Raw genomic sequence first — 17,561 nt, forward strand, 5'->3', positions numbered from 1 at the left:
TCAGTGCTCGATCGCGATCCGGCGGGTCGCCCGGAGCAGCCACGCGGGCGCCCACCAGTTCGCCCGGCCGAGCACCGTCATGGTCGCGGGGACGAGCAGCATGCGCACGAGGGTGGCGTCGATGATCACCGCGACGGCCAGCGAGAAGCCGACCTCCTTGATGATCAGCAGCTTGCCGAACACGAAGCCCGTGAACACCACGACGATGATCACCGCCGCCGAGGTGATGATCCGGCCGGACCGCTGCAGGCCTCGGCGGACGGCCTCGTCGTTGCCGGCGCCCTTGTCCCACGCCTCCTTGATCCGGGAGAGCAGGAAGACCTCGTAGTCCATCGCCAGCCCGAACGCGAACGCGACGACCATCGCGAGCACGTACGTCTCGATCCCACCGGTCGAGGTGAAACCGAGCAGGTCCTGCAGGTGCCCGTCCTGGAACGCCCACACCAGCACGCCGAGCGACGCCGAGAGCGAGAGCACGTTGGTGAGCAGCGCCTTGACCGGGATCACCAGCGAGCGGGTCATCAGGAACAGCAGCACGAGCGTCGCGACGACGACGATCGCGACCGCCCACCACACGCGGTCGAGCAGCGCGTCGAGGAAGTCGATCTGCGTGGCGGCCTGACCGGTGACCCAGGTCGGGAACGGAGCATCGAGCGCGCGCAGCGCGCGGACGGCGTCGACCGCGTCCGGACCGCCCGGGTCGTCGGTGTCGACCCGTACCGGGAGGACCACGTAGCCGCCGATCGCCTGGGGCGGGTCGACCGACGCGATCTCGGGGAGGGCGGCGACCTCCGAGCTCCAGTCGGTCACGTCCTCGAGCGGCGCCTCGGCGACGACCCACGCCGTCGCCGACTCCGACGCCGGGTACTGGTCCGCGATGGTCTGCAGGTACTCGCTCTGGTCGGAGCCGCGGGGCAGGAGCTCGACCGAGGAGTTGCGCAGCTGCAGGTGCCCGAGCGGGAGGGCGAGCACGGCGAGGACGCCGAGCGTGCCGATCATGACGAGCCAGGGGCGGCGCTGCACCCAGCCGGCGAGGCGGGAGAAGACGCCTTCCTCCGAGGTGACGTCGCCCGTGCGGCGGATGAGCCCGCGCAGCCCGGGCACCCGGCCGATCAGCCCGGGCTTGATCAGGCGGCGACCGGAGAGCACCAGCAGCGCCGGGACCAGGGTCGTCGCGGAGAGGATCGCGACCACGATCACCGCGACGCCCGCGGCGGAGACCGCGCGCAGGATCGACGGCTTGAACACGAGCAGGCCGCTGATCGCGATGGCGACGGTGAGCGCGGAGAAGGTCACGGTGCGGCCGGCGGTGTGCATCGTGGTGCGCATCGCGCGTTGCACGGCGCCGTCCCCGCGACGTCGGCGCACGGCCCGGCCGCCGTCGTCGTCGACCAGGGCGTGCAGCTCCTCGCGGTACCGCGACACGATGAGCAGGCCGTAGTCGATCGACAGGCCGAGCCCGAGGATGGTCACCACGTTGACCACCGACGCGTCCATCTCGAGCCAGTAGGACAGTGCGAGCACGCTGCCGAGGCCGCCTGCGATCGAGGCGATGGCGCCGATCAGCGGCATGCTCGCGGACAGCAGACCGCCGAAGACGAGCACCATGACGAACAGCGCGACCGGCAGGGCGATCCGCTCGCCGGTCTGCAGGTCCTTCTCGACCTGGTCGGTGATCTCCTTGACGATCAGCGTCTCGCCGCCGACCTGCCCGGTCACCGTGGTGCCGACGGCGTCGCTCAGCTCGCCGGGGATGGCCGCCAGCTGCTCCTCGACGGCGGCGAGCGCTGTCTCCTCGACGGTCGCATCCAGGCCGTGCTCGAGCTCGACGACGACCAGGAAGCCCTGCCCGTCCTGGGCCAGGAGGCCGGCGACCGCGGGGTTGGCGGGCCCGTCCGGGACCACGTACGGGTCGATCACCGAGGCGACGCCGTCGATCGCCGCCAGGTCGGTGCGCGCCGCGGCCATCGCGTCCGGGAGCGCCGGGTCCGCCGGGTCCACGCCGTCCACCGCGAGGCTCAGCGAGGGGCCCGTGGTGGTCTCGGTGTCGATGATCTCGTTGGCGATCGCGCTCTCCGAGCCCGGGACGCCCGGGGCACCGGTGTGCAGGCGGTCGAAGAGCGTCTCGCCGGTCACGTCGGTGAGGGTCACGGCGAAGCACCCGAGCGTCAGGACGAGCCAGACGAGGATCACCGTCTTGGGGTGACGCGCGATCTGTGCGCCCAGCCGGTCGAACACGTCGCCAGCATTCCAGGTCCGGGGGAGGTGGCGCACGTCACTGCGTGTCCGGTTGGGGTGCGGTGCGTCCGGCCCGTTGCGCTGCGCCGCGTCCCCGGGGCGCGGCCGGGTGCGTGCGCGGGCGGGTGGGTGGCGGTGCGTAGGCTTCGCCCGTGGACCTGTTCGATGCGGCGGTGACGACCGACGCCGGTCTTCCCGCGGCCGGTGACGGAGCGCCGCTGGCCGTCCGGATGCGTCCGCGAACCTTGGACGAGGTCGCCGGGCAGGGTCACCTCCTGGCGCCGGGCTCGCCGCTGAGGCGGCTCGTCGCACCTGGCGAGGAGGCCCGTCGCGCCGCCCCGTCCTCCGTCGTGCTCTGGGGCCCGCCGGGGACCGGGAAGACCACGCTCGCGTACCTCGTGGCGGCCGTCGCCGGGCGGCGGTTCGTCGAGCTGTCGGGCGTGACGTCCGGGGTCAAGGACGTCCGTGCGGTGGTGGAGGACGCCCGTCGGGTGCTGGCGACCGGCGGGCCGGAGACCGTGCTCTTCATCGACGAGGTGCACCGGTTCTCCTCGACCCAGCAGGACGCGCTGCTGCCGAGCGTGGAGAACCGGTGGGTGACGCTGGTCGCGGCGACCACCGAGAACCCGAGCTTCTCGGTCGTCTCGCCGTTGCTCTCGCGGTCCTTGCTGCTCACGCTGCGCCCGCTCGGCACCGAGGACGTGCGGATGCTGGTCCGCCGCGCCGTCGACGACGACCGGGGGCTGGCCGGTGCCGTGACGCTGGACGAGGACGCCGAGGAGCACCTGCTCCGGCTCGCTGGTGGCGATGCGCGCAAGGCCCTGACGATCCTCGAGGCGGCGGCCGGTGCCGCACTGGACGGCCACCGCGACCCGGGGCCGGCCGCGGTCGACCTGGCGACCGTCGAGCGTGCGGTGGACACGGCTGCGGTGCGCTACGACCGTGCCGGGGACCAGCACTACGACGTCGCGAGCGCGTTCATCAAGTCGATGCGCGGTTCCGACGTGGACGCCGCGCTGCACTACCTCGCCCGGATGGTGGTCGCGGGAGAGGACCCGCGGTTCATCGCCCGTCGGATCGTGATCGCTGCCTCCGAGGAGGTCGGGATGGCCGACCCGTCGGCGCTGCAGACGGCCGTCGCCGCGGCACAGGCGGTCCAGCTGATCGGCATGCCGGAGGCGCGGATCGTGCTCGCCGAGGCGGTCGTGCACGTCGCGACGGCGCCGAAGTCCAACGCGTCGTACGCGGCGATCGACGCCGCGATCGCCGACGTCCGGGCCGGCCGGATCGGTGCCGTCCCGGCGCACCTGCGGGACGCCCACTACGCCGGCGCCGAGCGGATCGGCCACGGCGCGGGGTACCGGTACGCGCACGACGAGCCGCACGCGGTCGCGGCGCAGCAGTACCTGCCCGACGAGCTGCGCGGTGCGCGGTACTACGCTCCCTCGGACCGTGGCTACGAGCGCCAGGTCGCCGAGCGGCTCGCCCGGATCCGCGAGGTTCTCGACCAGGGCTGACCCGGCGCCGGTGCACCGCCCGCCCGGCGTTCCGGTATGATTGCGAGGTTGCCCGCTCACGGGCACGCCCTGGGGACCTCAGCCGCATCACGAAGGTCGGTCCCACTCCCGCCGGGAATCCGCCCGTCGCGGGATGTGCCACGACAACGACAGGACGAACACCGCATGACCAAGGTGACCCGCGCGCGCCGTCAGGTGCGCCTCTCTCGCGCCCTGGGCCTGGCGCTCACCCCCAAGGCCGTCAAGCACTTCGAGAAGCGGCCCTACCCGCCCGGCGAGCACGGCCGCGCCCGTCGCCGCACCGAGTCGGACTACGCGGTCCGGCTGCGTGAGAAGCAGCGGCTCCGCGCCCAGTACGGCCTGCGCGAGAAGCAGCTGGCCCGTGCGTTCGAGGAGGCCAAGAAGCACTCCGGTCTGACCGGTGAGGCGCTGGTCGAGAACCTCGAGACCCGTCTCGACGCGCTCGTGCTGCGCGCCGGCTTCGCCCGGACGATCCTCCAGGCGCGCCAGGCCGTGGTGCACCGCCACATCCTGGTGGACGGCAAGATCGTCGACCGCCCGTCGGCCCAGGTGAAGATCGGCCAGACCATCCAGGTCAAGCCGCGCAGCCAGACCACCGTCCCGTTCCAGATCGCCGCCGCCGGCGCGCACCGCGACGTGCTGCCCGCCGTGCCCGGCTACCTGGACGTCCAGCTCGAGAAGCTCTCCGCGGTCCTGACCCGGCGCCCGAAGCGCGCCGAGGTGCCGGTGACCTGCGACGTGCAGCTGGTCGTCGAGTACTACTCGCGCTGAGTCCGCGAACCGACGCCCCGCCTCCGCGTGCCGGAGGCGGGGCGTCGTCGTTCCCCCCGTCTGTCGCGTTCTCGGCGCGAGCCGCTCCCGAGTAGGGTCGGGGGGTCGTCCCCGTCCAGGAAGGATCCTCCGATGTCGGTGTCTCTCGGTGACGTCGCCGGTCTGATCGGCGCACTCGTCTTCCTGCTCCTGGTGGGATTCCTCGCGTTGCCGCTGATCCGCCTGTCGCAGGTGTTCGACGAGGCCCGGATCGCCGTCAAGGAGATGACCGAGCACACCCTGCCCGTGATCGACGAGGCGGCGACGACCATCGCGACCACCAACGTCCAGCTGGCCAAGGTCGACCAGATGACCACGTCGGCGGCCGAGATCACGCAGAACGTGTCGGCGCTGACGGCGCTCGTCTCGGCGACGGTCGGTGGTCCGCTGATCAAGGTCGCGGCGTTCAGCTACGGCGTGCGCCGGGCGATGTCGGACCTGGCGGCGAAGGTGCGCCGCTGATGCGTCGGCTCTTCTGGATGGGCGTCGGCGCGGCGGCCACCGTGGCGGTCGCGCAGCGCCTGCGCACCGCGTGGCGCAAGTACACGCCCGAGGGTGTCGCCGAGCAGGTCGAGCAGGCAGGGGAGTCGGCCGTCGCGGCGGGTCGTAGCGCGCTGGACACCTTCGTCCAGGCGTTCCGGACCCGCGAGCGCGACCTCACCGCCCAGCTCCTCGTGACTCCTGAGGGCGGCGACCCGTCCGCCGTGTTCCACCGGACGGGCAAGCCGGCCGCGCAGCCGTCGGCGCCCACGGATCCCGCGGCCGAGCGCGCGCGGCCCGCAGGCCGCGTCGACCCGGACGAGCCGTTGTACGACTTCTGACCGCCGGGTCGGGCCGGGCCCCGACCGGCGATCGCGACCCCCGACCCAGGTGGGAGGCGACGAGCCACCCACGCACCGACAACGAGGACACCATGCTCACCTCCGAGATCCGACGTCGCTGGCTGGCGTTCTTCGAGCAGCGCGGACACACCGTGGTCCCGTCCGCCTCGCTCGTCTCGCCCGACCCGTCGACGCTCTTCACGATCGCCGGCATGGTCCCGTTCATCCCGTACATGCTCGGTCGGGAGACCCCGCCGTGGCCGCGCGCGACGAGCGTGCAGAAGTGCGTCCGCACGCCGGACATCGACGAGGTCGGCAAGACCACCCGGCACGGCACGTTCTTCCAGATGAACGGCAACTTCTCGTTCGGCGACTACTTCAAGGAAGGCGCGATCGAGTACGCCTGGGAGCTCGTCACGGGTTCGCAGGACGACGGGTGCTACGGGTTCGACCCGGACAAGGTCTGGGTGACGGTCTACGAGGAGGACGACGAGGCCGCAGCGCTGTGGCGCAAGGTCGCGGGCATCCCCGAGCACCGCATCCAGCGCCGCGACAAGAAGGACAACTACTGGCACACCGGCCAGCCGGGCCCCGCGGGCCCGTGCTCGGAGATCTACATCGACCGCGGTGCGGCCTACGGCCCTGAGGGCGGGCCCATCGTGGACGAGGACCGGTTCCTGGAGATCTGGAACCTGGTCTTCATGCAGTACGCGATCGACGACGTCAAGGCCAAGGACCAGTTCCGGATCACCGGCGACCTGAAGTCCAAGAACATCGACACGGGCATGGGTCTGGAGCGCACCGCCTACCTGCTCCAGGGCGTGGACAACCTCTACGAGATCGACGAGGTGTTCCCGGTCATCAAGGCCGCCGAGGAGATCTCCGGGAAGCGGTACGGGGCCGACCACGACGACGACGTGCGGTTCCGGGTCGTGGCCGACCACGTGCGCAGCACGCTGATGCTGATCGGGGACGGCATCACGCCGTCCAACGAGGGCCGTGGGTACGTGCTGCGCCGGCTGCTGCGGCGCTCGGTGCGCGCGATGCGCCTGCTCGGTGTGGACGAGCCCTCGCTGCCGCACCTGCTGCCGGTGTCCCGCGACGCGATGGGCCAGTCCTACCCCGAGCTGGTCAGCGGCTTCGACCGGATCAGCCGTGCCGCGTACGCGGAGGAGGAGGCGTTCCGCCGGACCCTCGTGGCGGGCACGACGATCCTCGACACGGCCGTGAAGGCCGCCAAGAAGGCCGGCGACACGATGCTCGGCGGCGAGCAGGCGTTCGCCCTGCACGACACGTACGGCTTCCCGATCGACCTGACCCTCGAGATGGCGGCCGAGCAGGGGCTGAAGGTCGACGAGCAGGGTTTCCGTGACCTGATGCGCGAGCAGCGCGAGCGCGCCCGCGCCGACGCGAAGTCGAAGAAGGGCGGCCACGCGGACCTCACCGTCTTCCGCGAGCTGCGGGAGGCGGGCGCCACCCCGTTCACCGGCTACACCGAGCTCACCACCGCGACCACGGTGCGGGCGCTGCTGCGCGACGGCGGTCTGATCGCCACGGCTGCTGCGGGTGAGACGGTCGACGTGGTGCTCGAGCTGACGCCGTTCTACGCGGAGTCCGGCGGCCAGGAGTCCGACTCGGGTGTGATCACCGGCGACGGCCTGCGCCTGGACGTCCTCGACGTGCAGCGCCCCGTGAAGGGCCTGATCGTGCACACGGTGCGGGTCGTCGAGGGCGAGGTCCGGCACGGTCAGGAGGTGCTCGCGCAGGTCGACCCCGAGTGGCGGCTCGGCGCGCGGCAGGCGCACTCCGGGACGCACGTCGTGCACGCCGCGCTGCGTGAGGTGCTCGGCCCGAACGCGCTGCAGTCCGGGTCGTACAACAAGCCCGGGTACCTGCGCCTGGACTTCTCCTGGAACCAGGCCCTCTCCGCCGCGGCGCGCAGCGAGATCGAGGACGTCGCCAACCGTGCGATCCGCGAGGACCTCGGTGTCCAGTGGCAGTACATGTCGCTGCCCGAGGCGAAGGAGTGGGGCGCGATCGCGCTGTTCGGCGAGACGTACGACGAGCAGGTCCGCGTCGTGGAGATCGGTGGGCCGTGGTCGCGTGAGCTGTGCGGCGGCACGCACGTGGACCACTCGAGCCAGATCGGGCTCGTGACCCTGACCGGCGAGTCGTCGGTCGGGTCGGGCTCGCGACGGGTCGAGGCGCTGGTCGGGCTCGAGGCCTTCCACCACCTGGCGAAGGAACGTGCGCTGGTCGCGACCCTGAGCGACACCCTCAAGACGCGCCCGGAGGACCTGCCCGAGCGGGTCGCGGGCTTGGCGGCCCGTCTGCGCGAGGCCGAGAAGGAGCTCGCCGCGATCCGGACCGAGCGCCTGCTCGCCGGCGCGGGGGCCCTGGCGGAGTCCGCCCAGCAGGTGGGTGGGGTCCGGCTCGTCACGGCGGCCGTCGGTGACGTGTCGTCCGCTGACGACCTGCGAACCCTGGCGCTCGAGGTCCGGGGCCGGATGGGGGAGAGCGCTGCGGTGGTGGCCGCGGGCGGGGTCGCGGGCGGGCGCCCGGTGGTCGTGGTCGCGACGAATGCCGCGGCTCGCGACGCCGGTCTGGCGGCAGGTGCGCTGGCGAAGGCGGCCGCGGCGGTGCTCGGCGGAGGAGGCGGGGGCAAGCCCGACGTCGCGCAGGGCGGCGGCACGGACGCGTCCCGGCTGCCGGCCGCGATGGACGCGCTCCGGGCCCAGGTCCAGGGCACCTGACCCGTGGTCGAGCGCGGGGTGCGGCTCGCCGTCGACGTCGGCTCCGTGCGGGTCGGGGTCGCCGCGAGCGACCCCGACGGCCTTCTCGCGACGCCGGTCGAGACGGTGCCCCGTGGCGACACGGTCGAAGGCGGTGTCTCACGGCTCGTGGAGATCGTGCAAGAGCGAGACGCGGTTGTGGTGTACGTCGGGCTGCCGAGGCACCTGTCCGGTCGCGAGGGTTCGGCATCGGAGGCCGCGCGCACGTATGGTGTCCTCTTGGCTCGTGCCCTGGCACCGGTGCCCGTCCGGCTCATCGACGAGCGGATGAGCACTGTCTCGGCGCACCGTGCGATGCACGCCTCCGGACGCCCCGGGCGGCGGCAGCGCGCGGTCGTCGACCAGGCGGCTGCCGTGGTGATCCTGCAGAGCGCTCTGGACTTCGAACGCTCGACGGGTCGCCGGGCGGGCGAGCCGTGTGAATCGGACGGCGGGGGCGTGGAACAACGGGAGGTCTCCTGGTGAACGACGTCTTCCTCGACGACATCGTGCGGTCGGGTGAGCCCGACCCCGGTCGCCGTGGGTCGCGCCGTGACGGCCGGAAGGAACGCGATCGGCGGCGCCGGGCCCGCCGCCGCCGCAGTGTCTTCGCCGTGGTCATCGCGATGGTCCTGGTCGGTGGCGTCGGCTACGCCGTGGCGACCTACCTCCTCCCGCAGATCAGCTCCTTCACCAAGCCGGAGCCCGCCGCGGCGGACTATCCCGGACCGGGCCACGACTCGGTCGACGTGACGATCCCCGCAGGGGCGACCGGTGCGCAGATGGGGCAGATCCTGGTGGACAACGGGGTCGTGCAGTCCGTCCAGGCGTTCTCGGCGGCGTTCACGGCGAACCCGGACGCCGCGGGCATCCAGCCGGGGACCTATCGGCTCACCCTGGAGATCCCGGCCGCGGACGCCGTCACCCAGCTGCTCGACCCGGAGAAGCGTGTCCAGGTGCGGGTGACGGTTCCCGAGGGCTTCCGGGCAGATCAGGTCGTCGACCGGATCTCCGCCGTCGCGACGATCCCGGTGGAGGACGTCCAGGCGGCGATGGAGGACACCGAGGCCACGGGCCTGCCGGCGGAGGCCGGGGGCAGCTACGAGGGTTGGCTCTTCCCGGCTACGTACACCTTCGAACCGGGCACGACCGCGACCGAGATGATCGCGACGATGGTCGCGAAGACGGTCTCCGTGCTCGACGAGAAGGGTGTCGCCGCGGAGGACCGCGAGCGGGTGCTGACCATCGCGTCCCTCGTGGTGCGTGAGGCGAAGTCGGCCGAGGACGCGCGCAAGATCGCCCGGGCGATCGACAACCGGCTCGAGATCGACATGAAGCTCGACATCGACGCGTCGGTCGCCTACGGGCTGGGCAAGTCGGGTACCGAGCTGACCTACGACGACATCCACGTCACGGACACTCCCTACAACCTCTACCTGCACACAGGTCTCCCACCGACGCCCATCGCGTCGCCGGGGGAGGACGCGATCGATGCCGCCCTGAACCCGGCGGACGGTCCGTGGCTCTTCTGGGTGACGGTCAACCCGGAGACCGGCGAGACGCTCTTCGCCGAGACCTACGCCGAGCATCAGCAGAACGTCGACAAGCTCCGCCAATGGGAGGCGGAGAACTCCGGCAGCGACGGGTGAGCGCGGTGCACCGGGCGGCGGTGCTCGGGCACCCGATCGCCCACTCGCTGTCGCCGGTGCTGCACCGGGCGGCCTACACGGCTCTCGGCCTCGACGGGTGGCGCTACGACGCGATCGACACGACCGTGGAGCAACTGCCGGGCTTCCTCGACGGGCTCGACGGGACGTGGGCGGGCCTGAGCCTGACCATGCCGCTGAAGGTCAGCGTGCGCGACCTCGTCGACCATGTGGAGCCGCTCGCGGACGTCGTCGGGGCGATCAACACGGTCCTGGTGCAGCCGGGACCGCGTCTGACGCTCGTCGGTGCGAACACGGACGTGCACGGCATCGTGGCCGCGTTGCAGGAAGGCGGGATCCGGCCCGGCGGCCGAACGGTCGGGCGGGCCGTCGTGCTCGGCGGCGGCGCGACCGCGGCGTCCGCTCTCGCGGCGCTCGCGCAGCTGGGCCAGGCAGAGGCCGACGTCCTGGTGCGGTCGGTCGCCCGGGCCGGGGGCATGATCCGGGCGGCGCACCGGATGGGTGTCAGCCCGCGTACCGCGGCGCTCGGCGATCCGGACGCGGCGGTCGGCCGGTGGGTCGCCGCCGACACCGTGGTGTCGACACTGCCGCCGCATGCGGCCGACCCGATGGCGGAGGCGCTGGTTCGTCGCGGCGAGCCGGTGTCCGGCGTGCTGCTGGACTGCGCGTACGACCCTCGGGTGACCGCCCTGGGTGCGGCGTGGCGCTCGCTCGGCGGGACCGTGGTGGCCGGTGAGCGCATGCTGCTGCACCAGGCCACCGAGCAGGTGCGGCTGATGACGGGCCGTGCGGCGCCGGTCGAGGCCATGGCTGCCGCGCTGGACGGGGCGCTCGGTGCGGCGCCTGCCGGACCCCGCTCGCCGGACCGCGGTGTCCACGCTGTGTCGGACGCACGGACCACCCAGATCGATCACCTACCCTGATCCGGTGCACGATCAGGACGAACCGGGCGACCCGGCACCGACACCCGCGGGAGACTCCGAGCCCGCGGGTGCACCGGAACCCGCCGACGCGCCCGAGCCCGCTGGTGCGCCGGAGCCCGGCGAGGCGGCCGAGCCCGCTGGTGCGCCGGAGCCCGGCGAGGCGGCCGAAGGCCACCCCCTGGACACGGTCGCCGGCGAGGCGGCCGAAGGCCACCCCCTGGACACGGTCACCGGCGAGGCACCCCACCCGCGACGGCGTCGGCGGTGGGTGGCCGTCCTCGCACTGTCGATCGCGGCGGTCCTGGTGGTGGGCGGCGGTGCGGTCGCGTGGTACGGCTGGCGGCTGAACTCGAACGTCGAGCGCATCCCCGACCCCTTCGCAGGCCTGACCGACCGGCCCGAGTCGCCGACCGCGGTGCCGGTGCCCGCGGGCGACGGTTCCGACCCCGAGGAGACCGTGCTGCGGGCGCCGATGAACGTCCTCGTCCTCGGTTCGGACAGCCGGATCTCCGCGGGCGACCCGTCCGACTGGGAGGCCGGCGCGCAGCGCACGGACACGATCATGCTCGTGCACCTGCCGGCCGACGCGTCCTCGGCGTACGTCATGTCGATCCCGCGCGACTCGTGGGTGCCGATCCCGGGGTACGGCACGGCCAAGATCAACGCGGCGTACTCCTACGGCGGTCCGACGCTGCTGATCCAGACCATCGAGGACCTGACCGGCGTCCGCATCGACCACTTCGCAGTGACGGACTTCGAGTCGTTCGTGTCCATCACCGACTCGCTCGGTGGGGTGACGCTGAACCTCGCCGAACCGCTGTACGGGCGCGCCGACATGGGGACGAAGGGGGAGCTGCTGGCCCCTGCCGGCGAACAGCTGCTGGACGGCTCGGAAGCGCTGACCTGGGTCCGCGAGCGCTACTCGCTGACCCGTGGTGACTTCGACCGGGTGCAGCGCCAGCAGGCCTGGATGCGCGCGATCCTGTCGCAGGTGACCTCGAAGGGGATCCTGGAGAACCCGGCGCGGACGCTGGCGTTCCTGGACACGGTGAGCCAGGCGGTCGCGGTCGACGACGGCGTGGACCTGGCCGTCATGCAGGACATGGTCGGCCGGGTCCGCAACCTGCGCAGCGGTGACGTGCACTTCCTCACCGTGCCGATCTCCGGGACCGGCTGGAGCCCGGACGGCAAGCAGAGCATCGTCCGCCTCAACCAGAGCGCGTTCGACGAGCTGATGGCCGCCGTGGTCGCGGACGACGTCGACGGCTATCTCGCGGCGCACGCGGACGACGTGGACCAGCTGGGCGCTGTCGCGCCCTGACCTGCCGGGTCCCTCGCAGGGCTCCACGGGGACGGCCCGGTCTCGGCCGGTTGTTGGCCCGATCGGGCTACAGCACGGCCGGGTCCGTGCCGATAGGTCGGTCAGGCGTATGCCGGCCGACCACCCGGAAGGATCCCCGTGAAGCAGCTTGGCGACATCCTCCTCGATGAAGGCCTGCTCACCGAGGCGCAGCTGATGGCGGCGCTGGACGAGCAGGTGATCCGCGGCGACTCGCTCGGGCGCGTGCTGGTGGACATCGGCATGCTGAGCGAGGCGCAGCTGGTCCAGGCGCTCGCCGCCCAGGTCGGGATGCAGTTCATCGAGCTCACCGACTTCCCGGTGGACCGCACCGCGGTCGGCATGCTGCCCGCCACCGTGTGCCGTCGCTACACGGCCCTGCCGATCGCGATCCACGACGGCTTCCTGGTGCTCGCGATGGCGGACCCCGGGAACGTGCTCGCGGTCGACGACGCCCGCACCCTGTCGCGCATGCCGGTGCAGACCGTGGTCGCCACCCGGGACGACCTCGAGAGCGCGATCGACCGCTACTGCCGCGCCGACGACGAGATCGACGACCTGACGACGGCCCTGGTGGAGGACTCGGCCGAGGACCTGGACTCGGTCGGCGACGCGGTCGAGGACGATGCGCCGATCGTGCGGTTCGTGAACCTGCTGGTCACGCAGGCGATCAGCGACCGGGCGTCGGACATCCACATCGAGCCCGCGGAGAACGAGCTGCGCGTCCGGTACCGGATCGACGGCGTGCTCCACGAGATGCAGCACGCGCCGAAGAACATCCAGTCCGGCGTCATCTCGCGACTGAAGATCATGGCGGACATCGACATCGCCGAGCGGCGCAAGCCCCAGGACGGCCGGATGTCCGTAGTGCACCAGGGACGCAAGATCGACCTGCGTGTCGCGACCCTGCCCACGGTGTGGGGCGAGAAGGTCGTCATGCGAATCCTGGACAACTCGACCGCGAGCCTGGACCTGCGTGACCTGTCGTTCCTCGAGGAGAACCTCGAGGTGTACTCGGAGGCGTACCACAAGCCCTACGGCATGATCCTGGTCACCGGCCCGACGGGGTCCGGCAAGTCGACGACGCTGTACGCCACGCTCAACGCGGTGTCCCGGCCGGAGATCAACGTCATCACCGTCGAGGACCCGGTGGAGTACCGCCTGCCGGGCATCAACCAGGTCCAGGTCAACGTGAAGGCCGGCCTGACCTTCGCCGGCGCGCTGCGCTCGATCCTGCGGTCCGACCCGGACGTGGTGCTGCTGGGTGAGGTTCGTGACCACGAGACCGCGCAGATCGCCATCGAAGCGGCTCTCACGGGCCACCTCGTGCTGTCGACGCTGCACACCAACGACGCGCCGAGCGCGGTCACGCGTCTCACCGAGATGGGCATCGAGCCGTTCCTCGTGGGTTCCGCCCTCGACTGCGTCGTCGCACAGCGCCTCGCCCGTCGACTGTGCACGAAGTGCAAGGAGGAGTACGAGCCGACCGAGGTCGAGCTCGTCGCCGCGAACTTCCCGTGGAGCCCGGGGGAGGAGCTGCCGAGGCTGCACCGTCCGGTCGGCTGCTCGGCGTGCGCGAACACCGGCTACAAGGGCCGGCTCGCGATCCACGAGGTGATGCGGGTGACCGAGGAGATCGAACGTCTCGCCGTGGCGCACGCGTCCGCGGCCGAGATGGCCAAGGTGGCCCGGTCGCAGGGGATGCTCACGCTGCGCGACGACGGCTGGGCGAAGGTCTTCCTCGGCGACACCTCGATCGAAGAAGTGCTCCGCGTGGTCGCCTGATCGGCTCAAGCCGCCGTCCGTCACGGTCGATACAACGTCCGAGCGCCCCGCCAGGCGCACCAGAAGCGAGAGGTCCGCTGTGAACACGACTCCCCAGCCCGGCGCCCCGGGTCCGTGGACGACTCCGTCGTACCAGAGCCCGCCCGCGGCCCCGCACGGCTTCCCGCCCCCGATGCCGACCGCGTCCCAGGCCTACCCGGCCCCGATGCCTCAGCAACCGGCGCGGCCCTCGGTGCTGGGCGGTCGACCGCCGGCTCCGTCGGCCGAGGTGCCGTCTCGGCCGGCCGGGACCGCGCAGCCGCCTGCCGCGCCCGCCCGTCCGGCGGCCGCACCCGCGGCGCCCGCGGCGCCCGCCCGTCGGGCGAGCTCGCGGATCGGCATGGCGCAGGTGGCGCAGGAGGGCGACATCGACCTCGACGCCGCGCTGCGGGCGATGATCGAGGTCGGTGGCTCCGACCTGCACCTGACCTCCGGTGCTCAGCCGATGATCCGGCTCGACGGGGGCCTGCGACCGCTCGAGGGCTTCCCGGTGATGTACCCGGACTCGCTGCAGCGCACGCTCTACTCGATCCTCAGCCAGCGCCAGCGGGAGAGCTTCGAGGAGCACCTCGAGCTCGACATGGCCTACGCGGTCCGCGGCGTGTCGCGGTTCCGCGTCAACATGTACAAGCAGCGCGACTCGGTCGGCGCGGCCTTCCGGATGATCCCGTACGAGATCAAGCCGCTCGAGGACCTCGGCGTGCCGCCGATCGTCGCGAACTTCGCCGGTCTGCCGCGTGGCCTGGTCCTGGTCACCGGCCCCACCGGGTCGGGCAAGTCGACGACGCTCGCGGCGATCATCGACCTCGCCAACCGCAGCCGCAACGACCACATCATGACCGTCGAGGACCCCATCGAGTTCCTCCACCGGCACAAGAAGTCCTTGATCAACCAGCGTGAGGTCGGCGCGGACACGCACTCGTTCGCGAACGCGCTCAAGCACGTGCTGCGTCAGGACCCGGACATCATCCTGGTCGGCGAGCTTCGCGACCTGGAGACGATCTCGGTGGCGTTGACCGCGGCCGAGACCGGTCACCTGGTGTTCGCGACGCTGCACACCCAGGACGCCGCCCAGACCGTCGACCGGATCATCGACGTCTTCCCGTCGCACCAGCAGGACCAGGTGCGCACGCAGCTCGCGGGCGCCCTGCAGGGCGTGGTCTGCCAGACGCTGTGCAAGAAGGCGAACGGCAAGGGCCGCGCGGTCGCGACCGAGGTCATGTTGGCAACGCCGGCGATCAGGAACCTGATCCGCGAGGGCAAGACCCACCAGATCTACTCCGCGATGCAGGCTGGTGCCTCCCAGGGCATGCACACCCTTGACCAGCACCTCGCGGACCTGGTCAAGTCGTCGAAGATCACCTACGAGGTGGGCATGGAGAAGGCCCACCACATCGAGGACTTCAACCGGCTTGTCGGCCGCACGTCGCGGATGGCGCAGGGTGCCGGCTCGATGAGCGACCCGACCGGCGCGGGCGTCGGTTCGGCGGAGGTGCCGGCGGCGGCGCCGCCGATGCCAGGATTCGGAGGGATGCCGCAGTGAGCGCGACCGCGACCGAGACCCGGACCTACGAGTACACGGTCCGGAACAAGGACGGCAAGATCGTCAAGGGCCGCCTGGAGGCCCGCGACCAGGCCGCGGTCGCTGCGCGGCTGCGGTCGATGGGGTCCGCGCCGTTGTCCGTCGCCGAGGTGACCAACTCCGGCCTGCAGCGCGAGCTGAAGATCCCCGGCATGGGCGAGCGGATCGGCATGAAGGACCTGGCGGTCATGGCCCGCCAGCTCGCCACGATGATCAACTCCGGGTTGAGCATCCTTCGCTCGCTCTCGATCCTCGCCGAGCAGACCGAGAACAAGGCGCTGGCCAAGGTACTCGGGACGGTGCGTGGCGACGTCGAGACCGGTGTCGCCCTGTCCGTGGCGCTCGGCCGGCACCCGGCGGTGTTCCCGCCGCTGATGATCAACATGATCAAGGCCGGCGAGGTCGGTGGCTTCCTCGACCAGGTGCTGCTCTCGGTGGCCGAGAACTACGAGTCGGAGGTCAAGCTCCGCGCCAAGATCAAGTCGGCGATGACCTACCCGGTCGTCGTGTTCATCATGGCGCTCCTGGCGACCGCCGGCATGCTGCTGTTCATCGTCCCGGTGTTCGCCGGCATGTTCGAGAGCCTCGGCGGCGAGCTGCCGCTGCCGACCCGGATTCTCGTGTTCCTCTCCGACGTGATGAAGATCGCCGCGCCGATCATGCTCGTGGCGGGTGTCGCCTTCAGCTTCTGGTGGAACAAGCACAAGAATGACCGTGCGGTGCGCGAGAAGCTTGATCCACTGCGCCTCAAGCTGCCCATCTTCGGCAATTTGTTCAAAAAGGTGGCGGTCGCCCGGTTCACCCGCAACTTCGGGACGATGATCTCCTCCGGCGTTCCGATCCTGCAGGCGCTGGACATCGTCGGTGAGACGAGCGGCAACATCGTGATCGAGGACGCGTCGAAGGCGGTCCGGGATGCCGTCCGGTCCGGCCAGTCGCTCACCGGGCCGCTCGCCGACCATCCGGTCTTCCCGCCGATGGTCGTCCAGATGATCGCCGTGGGTGAGGACACCGGTGCGCTGGACCAGATGCTGCACAAGATCTCGGAGTTCTACGACCAGGAGGTCGAGGCCACGACCGAGCAGCTGACGTCGCTCATCGAGCCGCTGATGATCGCGGTGCTCGGGACGCTCGTCGGCGGCATGATCATCGCCCTTTACATGCCCATCTTCAAGATCTTCGACCTGATCGGCTGAGGTCGGTCACAGCGGGGCCCCCGCGCACCGGGGCCGGGGCCCCCGGCGGGGGCGGGGGCGGCCCCCGCGGGGCGCCGGCCCCCCGCGGGCCGCGCCCCGCTGCGTGCGCGTCGGGCGTGCGAGGACGCTGGTAGCAGATGTCGTGAAATGTCCGGATTCGCCCCGTGCAGGGTTGAGGAGATCCTGTGTTCTTTCACCCGTATGGGCGCTCAAGGCGGTCTGTCACGTGCCCGATGACCACTGTGTTCTCACCCGTCGGGAAACCGGCACTCACACCGCAGACGAAAGGGATCAGAATGATCTCGCGTATTCGCAAGTCCATCGAGGACAAGGACCAGGGCTTCACGCTCATCGAGCTCCTCGTCGTGATCATCATCATCGGCATCCTCGCCGCCATTGCGATCCCGCTGTTCCTGAACCAGCGCCACAAGGCCGAGGACTCGGCCGCCAAGGCCGACGTCTCGACCATCGGCAAGGAGGTCGCCACCTACTTCGTCGACAACACCTCGGTGACCGGCCTGGCCGTCACCAAGACCGCGGCCACGCCGGCCCACTACGAGATGGCCGGTGGCGACCTGACCGCAGCCGTCGACCTCGGTCGTGTCTCCAACAACGTCGTCCTCGCGAAGCAGACCTTCACGAACCCGACCAACTGGTGCGTGTCGGTCCAGAACCCGCAGGGTGACAAGGCCGTCGTCGGCTACCGCTACTCCGCCGCGGGCGGCCTCGAAGAGGGCGTCTGCCCGTGATGCAGGTCCTCTGACGGACTGAGGTGGGGCGGGAGGCGAGCGCCTCCCGCCCCATCGGCCCGTCCCCGGCGCGACGCGCGACACGTCCGCCAGCTCGACCCGC

The 17,561-nt window shown here is 71.4% G+C and carries 14 protein-coding genes; 13 read left to right on the top strand and 1 reads right to left on the bottom strand.

Annotated features, from left to right (window positions below; all coding sequences use genetic code 11):
* The gene (locus tag OEB99_RS09610) at positions 1 to 2,238 is read right to left on the bottom strand and encodes an MMPL family transporter (protein ID WP_263509835.1); all 2,238 of its coding nucleotides are present in this window, start codon (positions 2,236 to 2,238) and stop codon (positions 1 to 3) included.
* Positions 2,239 to 2,390: 152 nt separating this feature from the next.
* Here OEB99_RS09610 and OEB99_RS09615 point away from each other — a divergent pair, with 152 nt between their 5' ends.
* The 13 genes from OEB99_RS09615 to OEB99_RS19730 all read left to right on the top strand — a co-directional run bounded on the left by OEB99_RS09615 (position 2,391) and on the right by OEB99_RS19730 (position 17,458).
* Positions 2,391 to 3,755 (top strand): replication-associated recombination protein A, encoded by a 1,365-nt coding sequence (locus OEB99_RS09615; protein WP_263509836.1) that lies wholly within the window; start codon positions 2,391 to 2,393, stop codon positions 3,753 to 3,755.
* Between the two features lie 165 nt (positions 3,756 to 3,920).
* Entirely contained in the window at positions 3,921 to 4,547 is a 627-nt protein-coding gene (gene rpsD, locus OEB99_RS09620) for a 30S ribosomal protein S4 (protein WP_263509837.1), read from the top strand.
* A gap of 132 nt (positions 4,548 to 4,679) precedes the next feature.
* The gene (locus tag OEB99_RS09625) at positions 4,680 to 5,048 is read left to right on the top strand and encodes a DUF948 domain-containing protein (protein WP_263509838.1); all 369 of its coding nucleotides are present in this window, start codon (positions 4,680 to 4,682) and stop codon (positions 5,046 to 5,048) included.
* A complete protein-coding gene (locus OEB99_RS09630) occupies positions 5,048 to 5,407 on the top strand; it encodes a hypothetical protein (RefSeq protein WP_263509839.1) in 360 nt (119 codons plus the stop codon). Before OEB99_RS09625 ends, OEB99_RS09630 begins: the two co-directional genes overlap by 1 nt.
* A 92-nt stretch (positions 5,408 to 5,499) precedes the next feature.
* Positions 5,500 to 8,160, top strand: a complete 2,661-nt coding sequence (gene alaS / locus OEB99_RS09635) for an alanine--tRNA ligase (RefSeq protein ID WP_263509840.1) — start codon at positions 5,500 to 5,502, stop codon at positions 8,158 to 8,160.
* Between the two features lie 3 nt (positions 8,161 to 8,163).
* Positions 8,164 to 8,664: a Holliday junction resolvase RuvX gene (gene ruvX, locus OEB99_RS09640; RefSeq protein ID WP_411910681.1), complete on the top strand. Its 501-nt coding sequence runs from the start codon at positions 8,164 to 8,166 to the stop codon at positions 8,662 to 8,664.
* Positions 8,661 to 9,827 (top strand): endolytic transglycosylase MltG, encoded by a 1,167-nt coding sequence (mltG, locus tag OEB99_RS09645; RefSeq protein ID WP_263509841.1) that lies wholly within the window; start codon positions 8,661 to 8,663, stop codon positions 9,825 to 9,827. The genes ruvX and mltG overlap by 4 nt, the downstream gene beginning before the upstream one ends.
* The gene (locus OEB99_RS09650) at positions 9,824 to 10,768 is read left to right on the top strand and encodes a shikimate dehydrogenase (RefSeq protein WP_263509842.1); all 945 of its coding nucleotides are present in this window, start codon (positions 9,824 to 9,826) and stop codon (positions 10,766 to 10,768) included. The genes mltG and OEB99_RS09650 overlap by 4 nt, the downstream gene beginning before the upstream one ends.
* Positions 10,769 to 10,772: 4 nt before the next feature.
* The gene (locus OEB99_RS09655; protein ID WP_263509843.1) at positions 10,773 to 12,089 is read left to right on the top strand and encodes an LCP family glycopolymer transferase; all 1,317 of its coding nucleotides are present in this window, start codon (positions 10,773 to 10,775) and stop codon (positions 12,087 to 12,089) included.
* 138 nt (positions 12,090 to 12,227) lie between these two features.
* Positions 12,228 to 13,892 carry a GspE/PulE family protein gene (locus tag OEB99_RS09660; RefSeq protein ID WP_263509844.1) on the top strand — a complete coding sequence of 555 codons (1,665 nt, stop codon included), beginning with the start codon at positions 12,228 to 12,230 and terminating at the stop codon, positions 13,890 to 13,892.
* Between the two features lie 379 nt (positions 13,893 to 14,271).
* Positions 14,272 to 15,474, top strand: a complete 1,203-nt coding sequence (locus tag OEB99_RS09665) for a type IV pilus twitching motility protein PilT (protein ID WP_263509845.1) — start codon at positions 14,272 to 14,274, stop codon at positions 15,472 to 15,474.
* Positions 15,471 to 16,709: a type II secretion system F family protein gene (locus OEB99_RS09670; RefSeq protein WP_263509846.1), complete on the top strand. Its 1,239-nt coding sequence runs from the start codon at positions 15,471 to 15,473 to the stop codon at positions 16,707 to 16,709. The genes OEB99_RS09665 and OEB99_RS09670 overlap by 4 nt, the downstream gene beginning before the upstream one ends.
* 296 nt (positions 16,710 to 17,005) lie before the next feature.
* Positions 17,006 to 17,458, top strand: coding sequence for a prepilin-type N-terminal cleavage/methylation domain-containing protein (locus OEB99_RS19730; RefSeq protein WP_318011399.1), 453 nt, complete (start codon positions 17,006 to 17,008; stop codon positions 17,456 to 17,458).
* The last annotated feature ends 103 nt before the right edge of the window (positions 17,459 to 17,561 follow it).

Origin of the sequence: Actinotalea endophytica, assembly GCF_025717005.1 — a bacterium.
In the GTDB taxonomy this organism is placed as follows: domain Bacteria; phylum Actinomycetota; class Actinomycetes; order Actinomycetales; family Cellulomonadaceae; genus Actinotalea.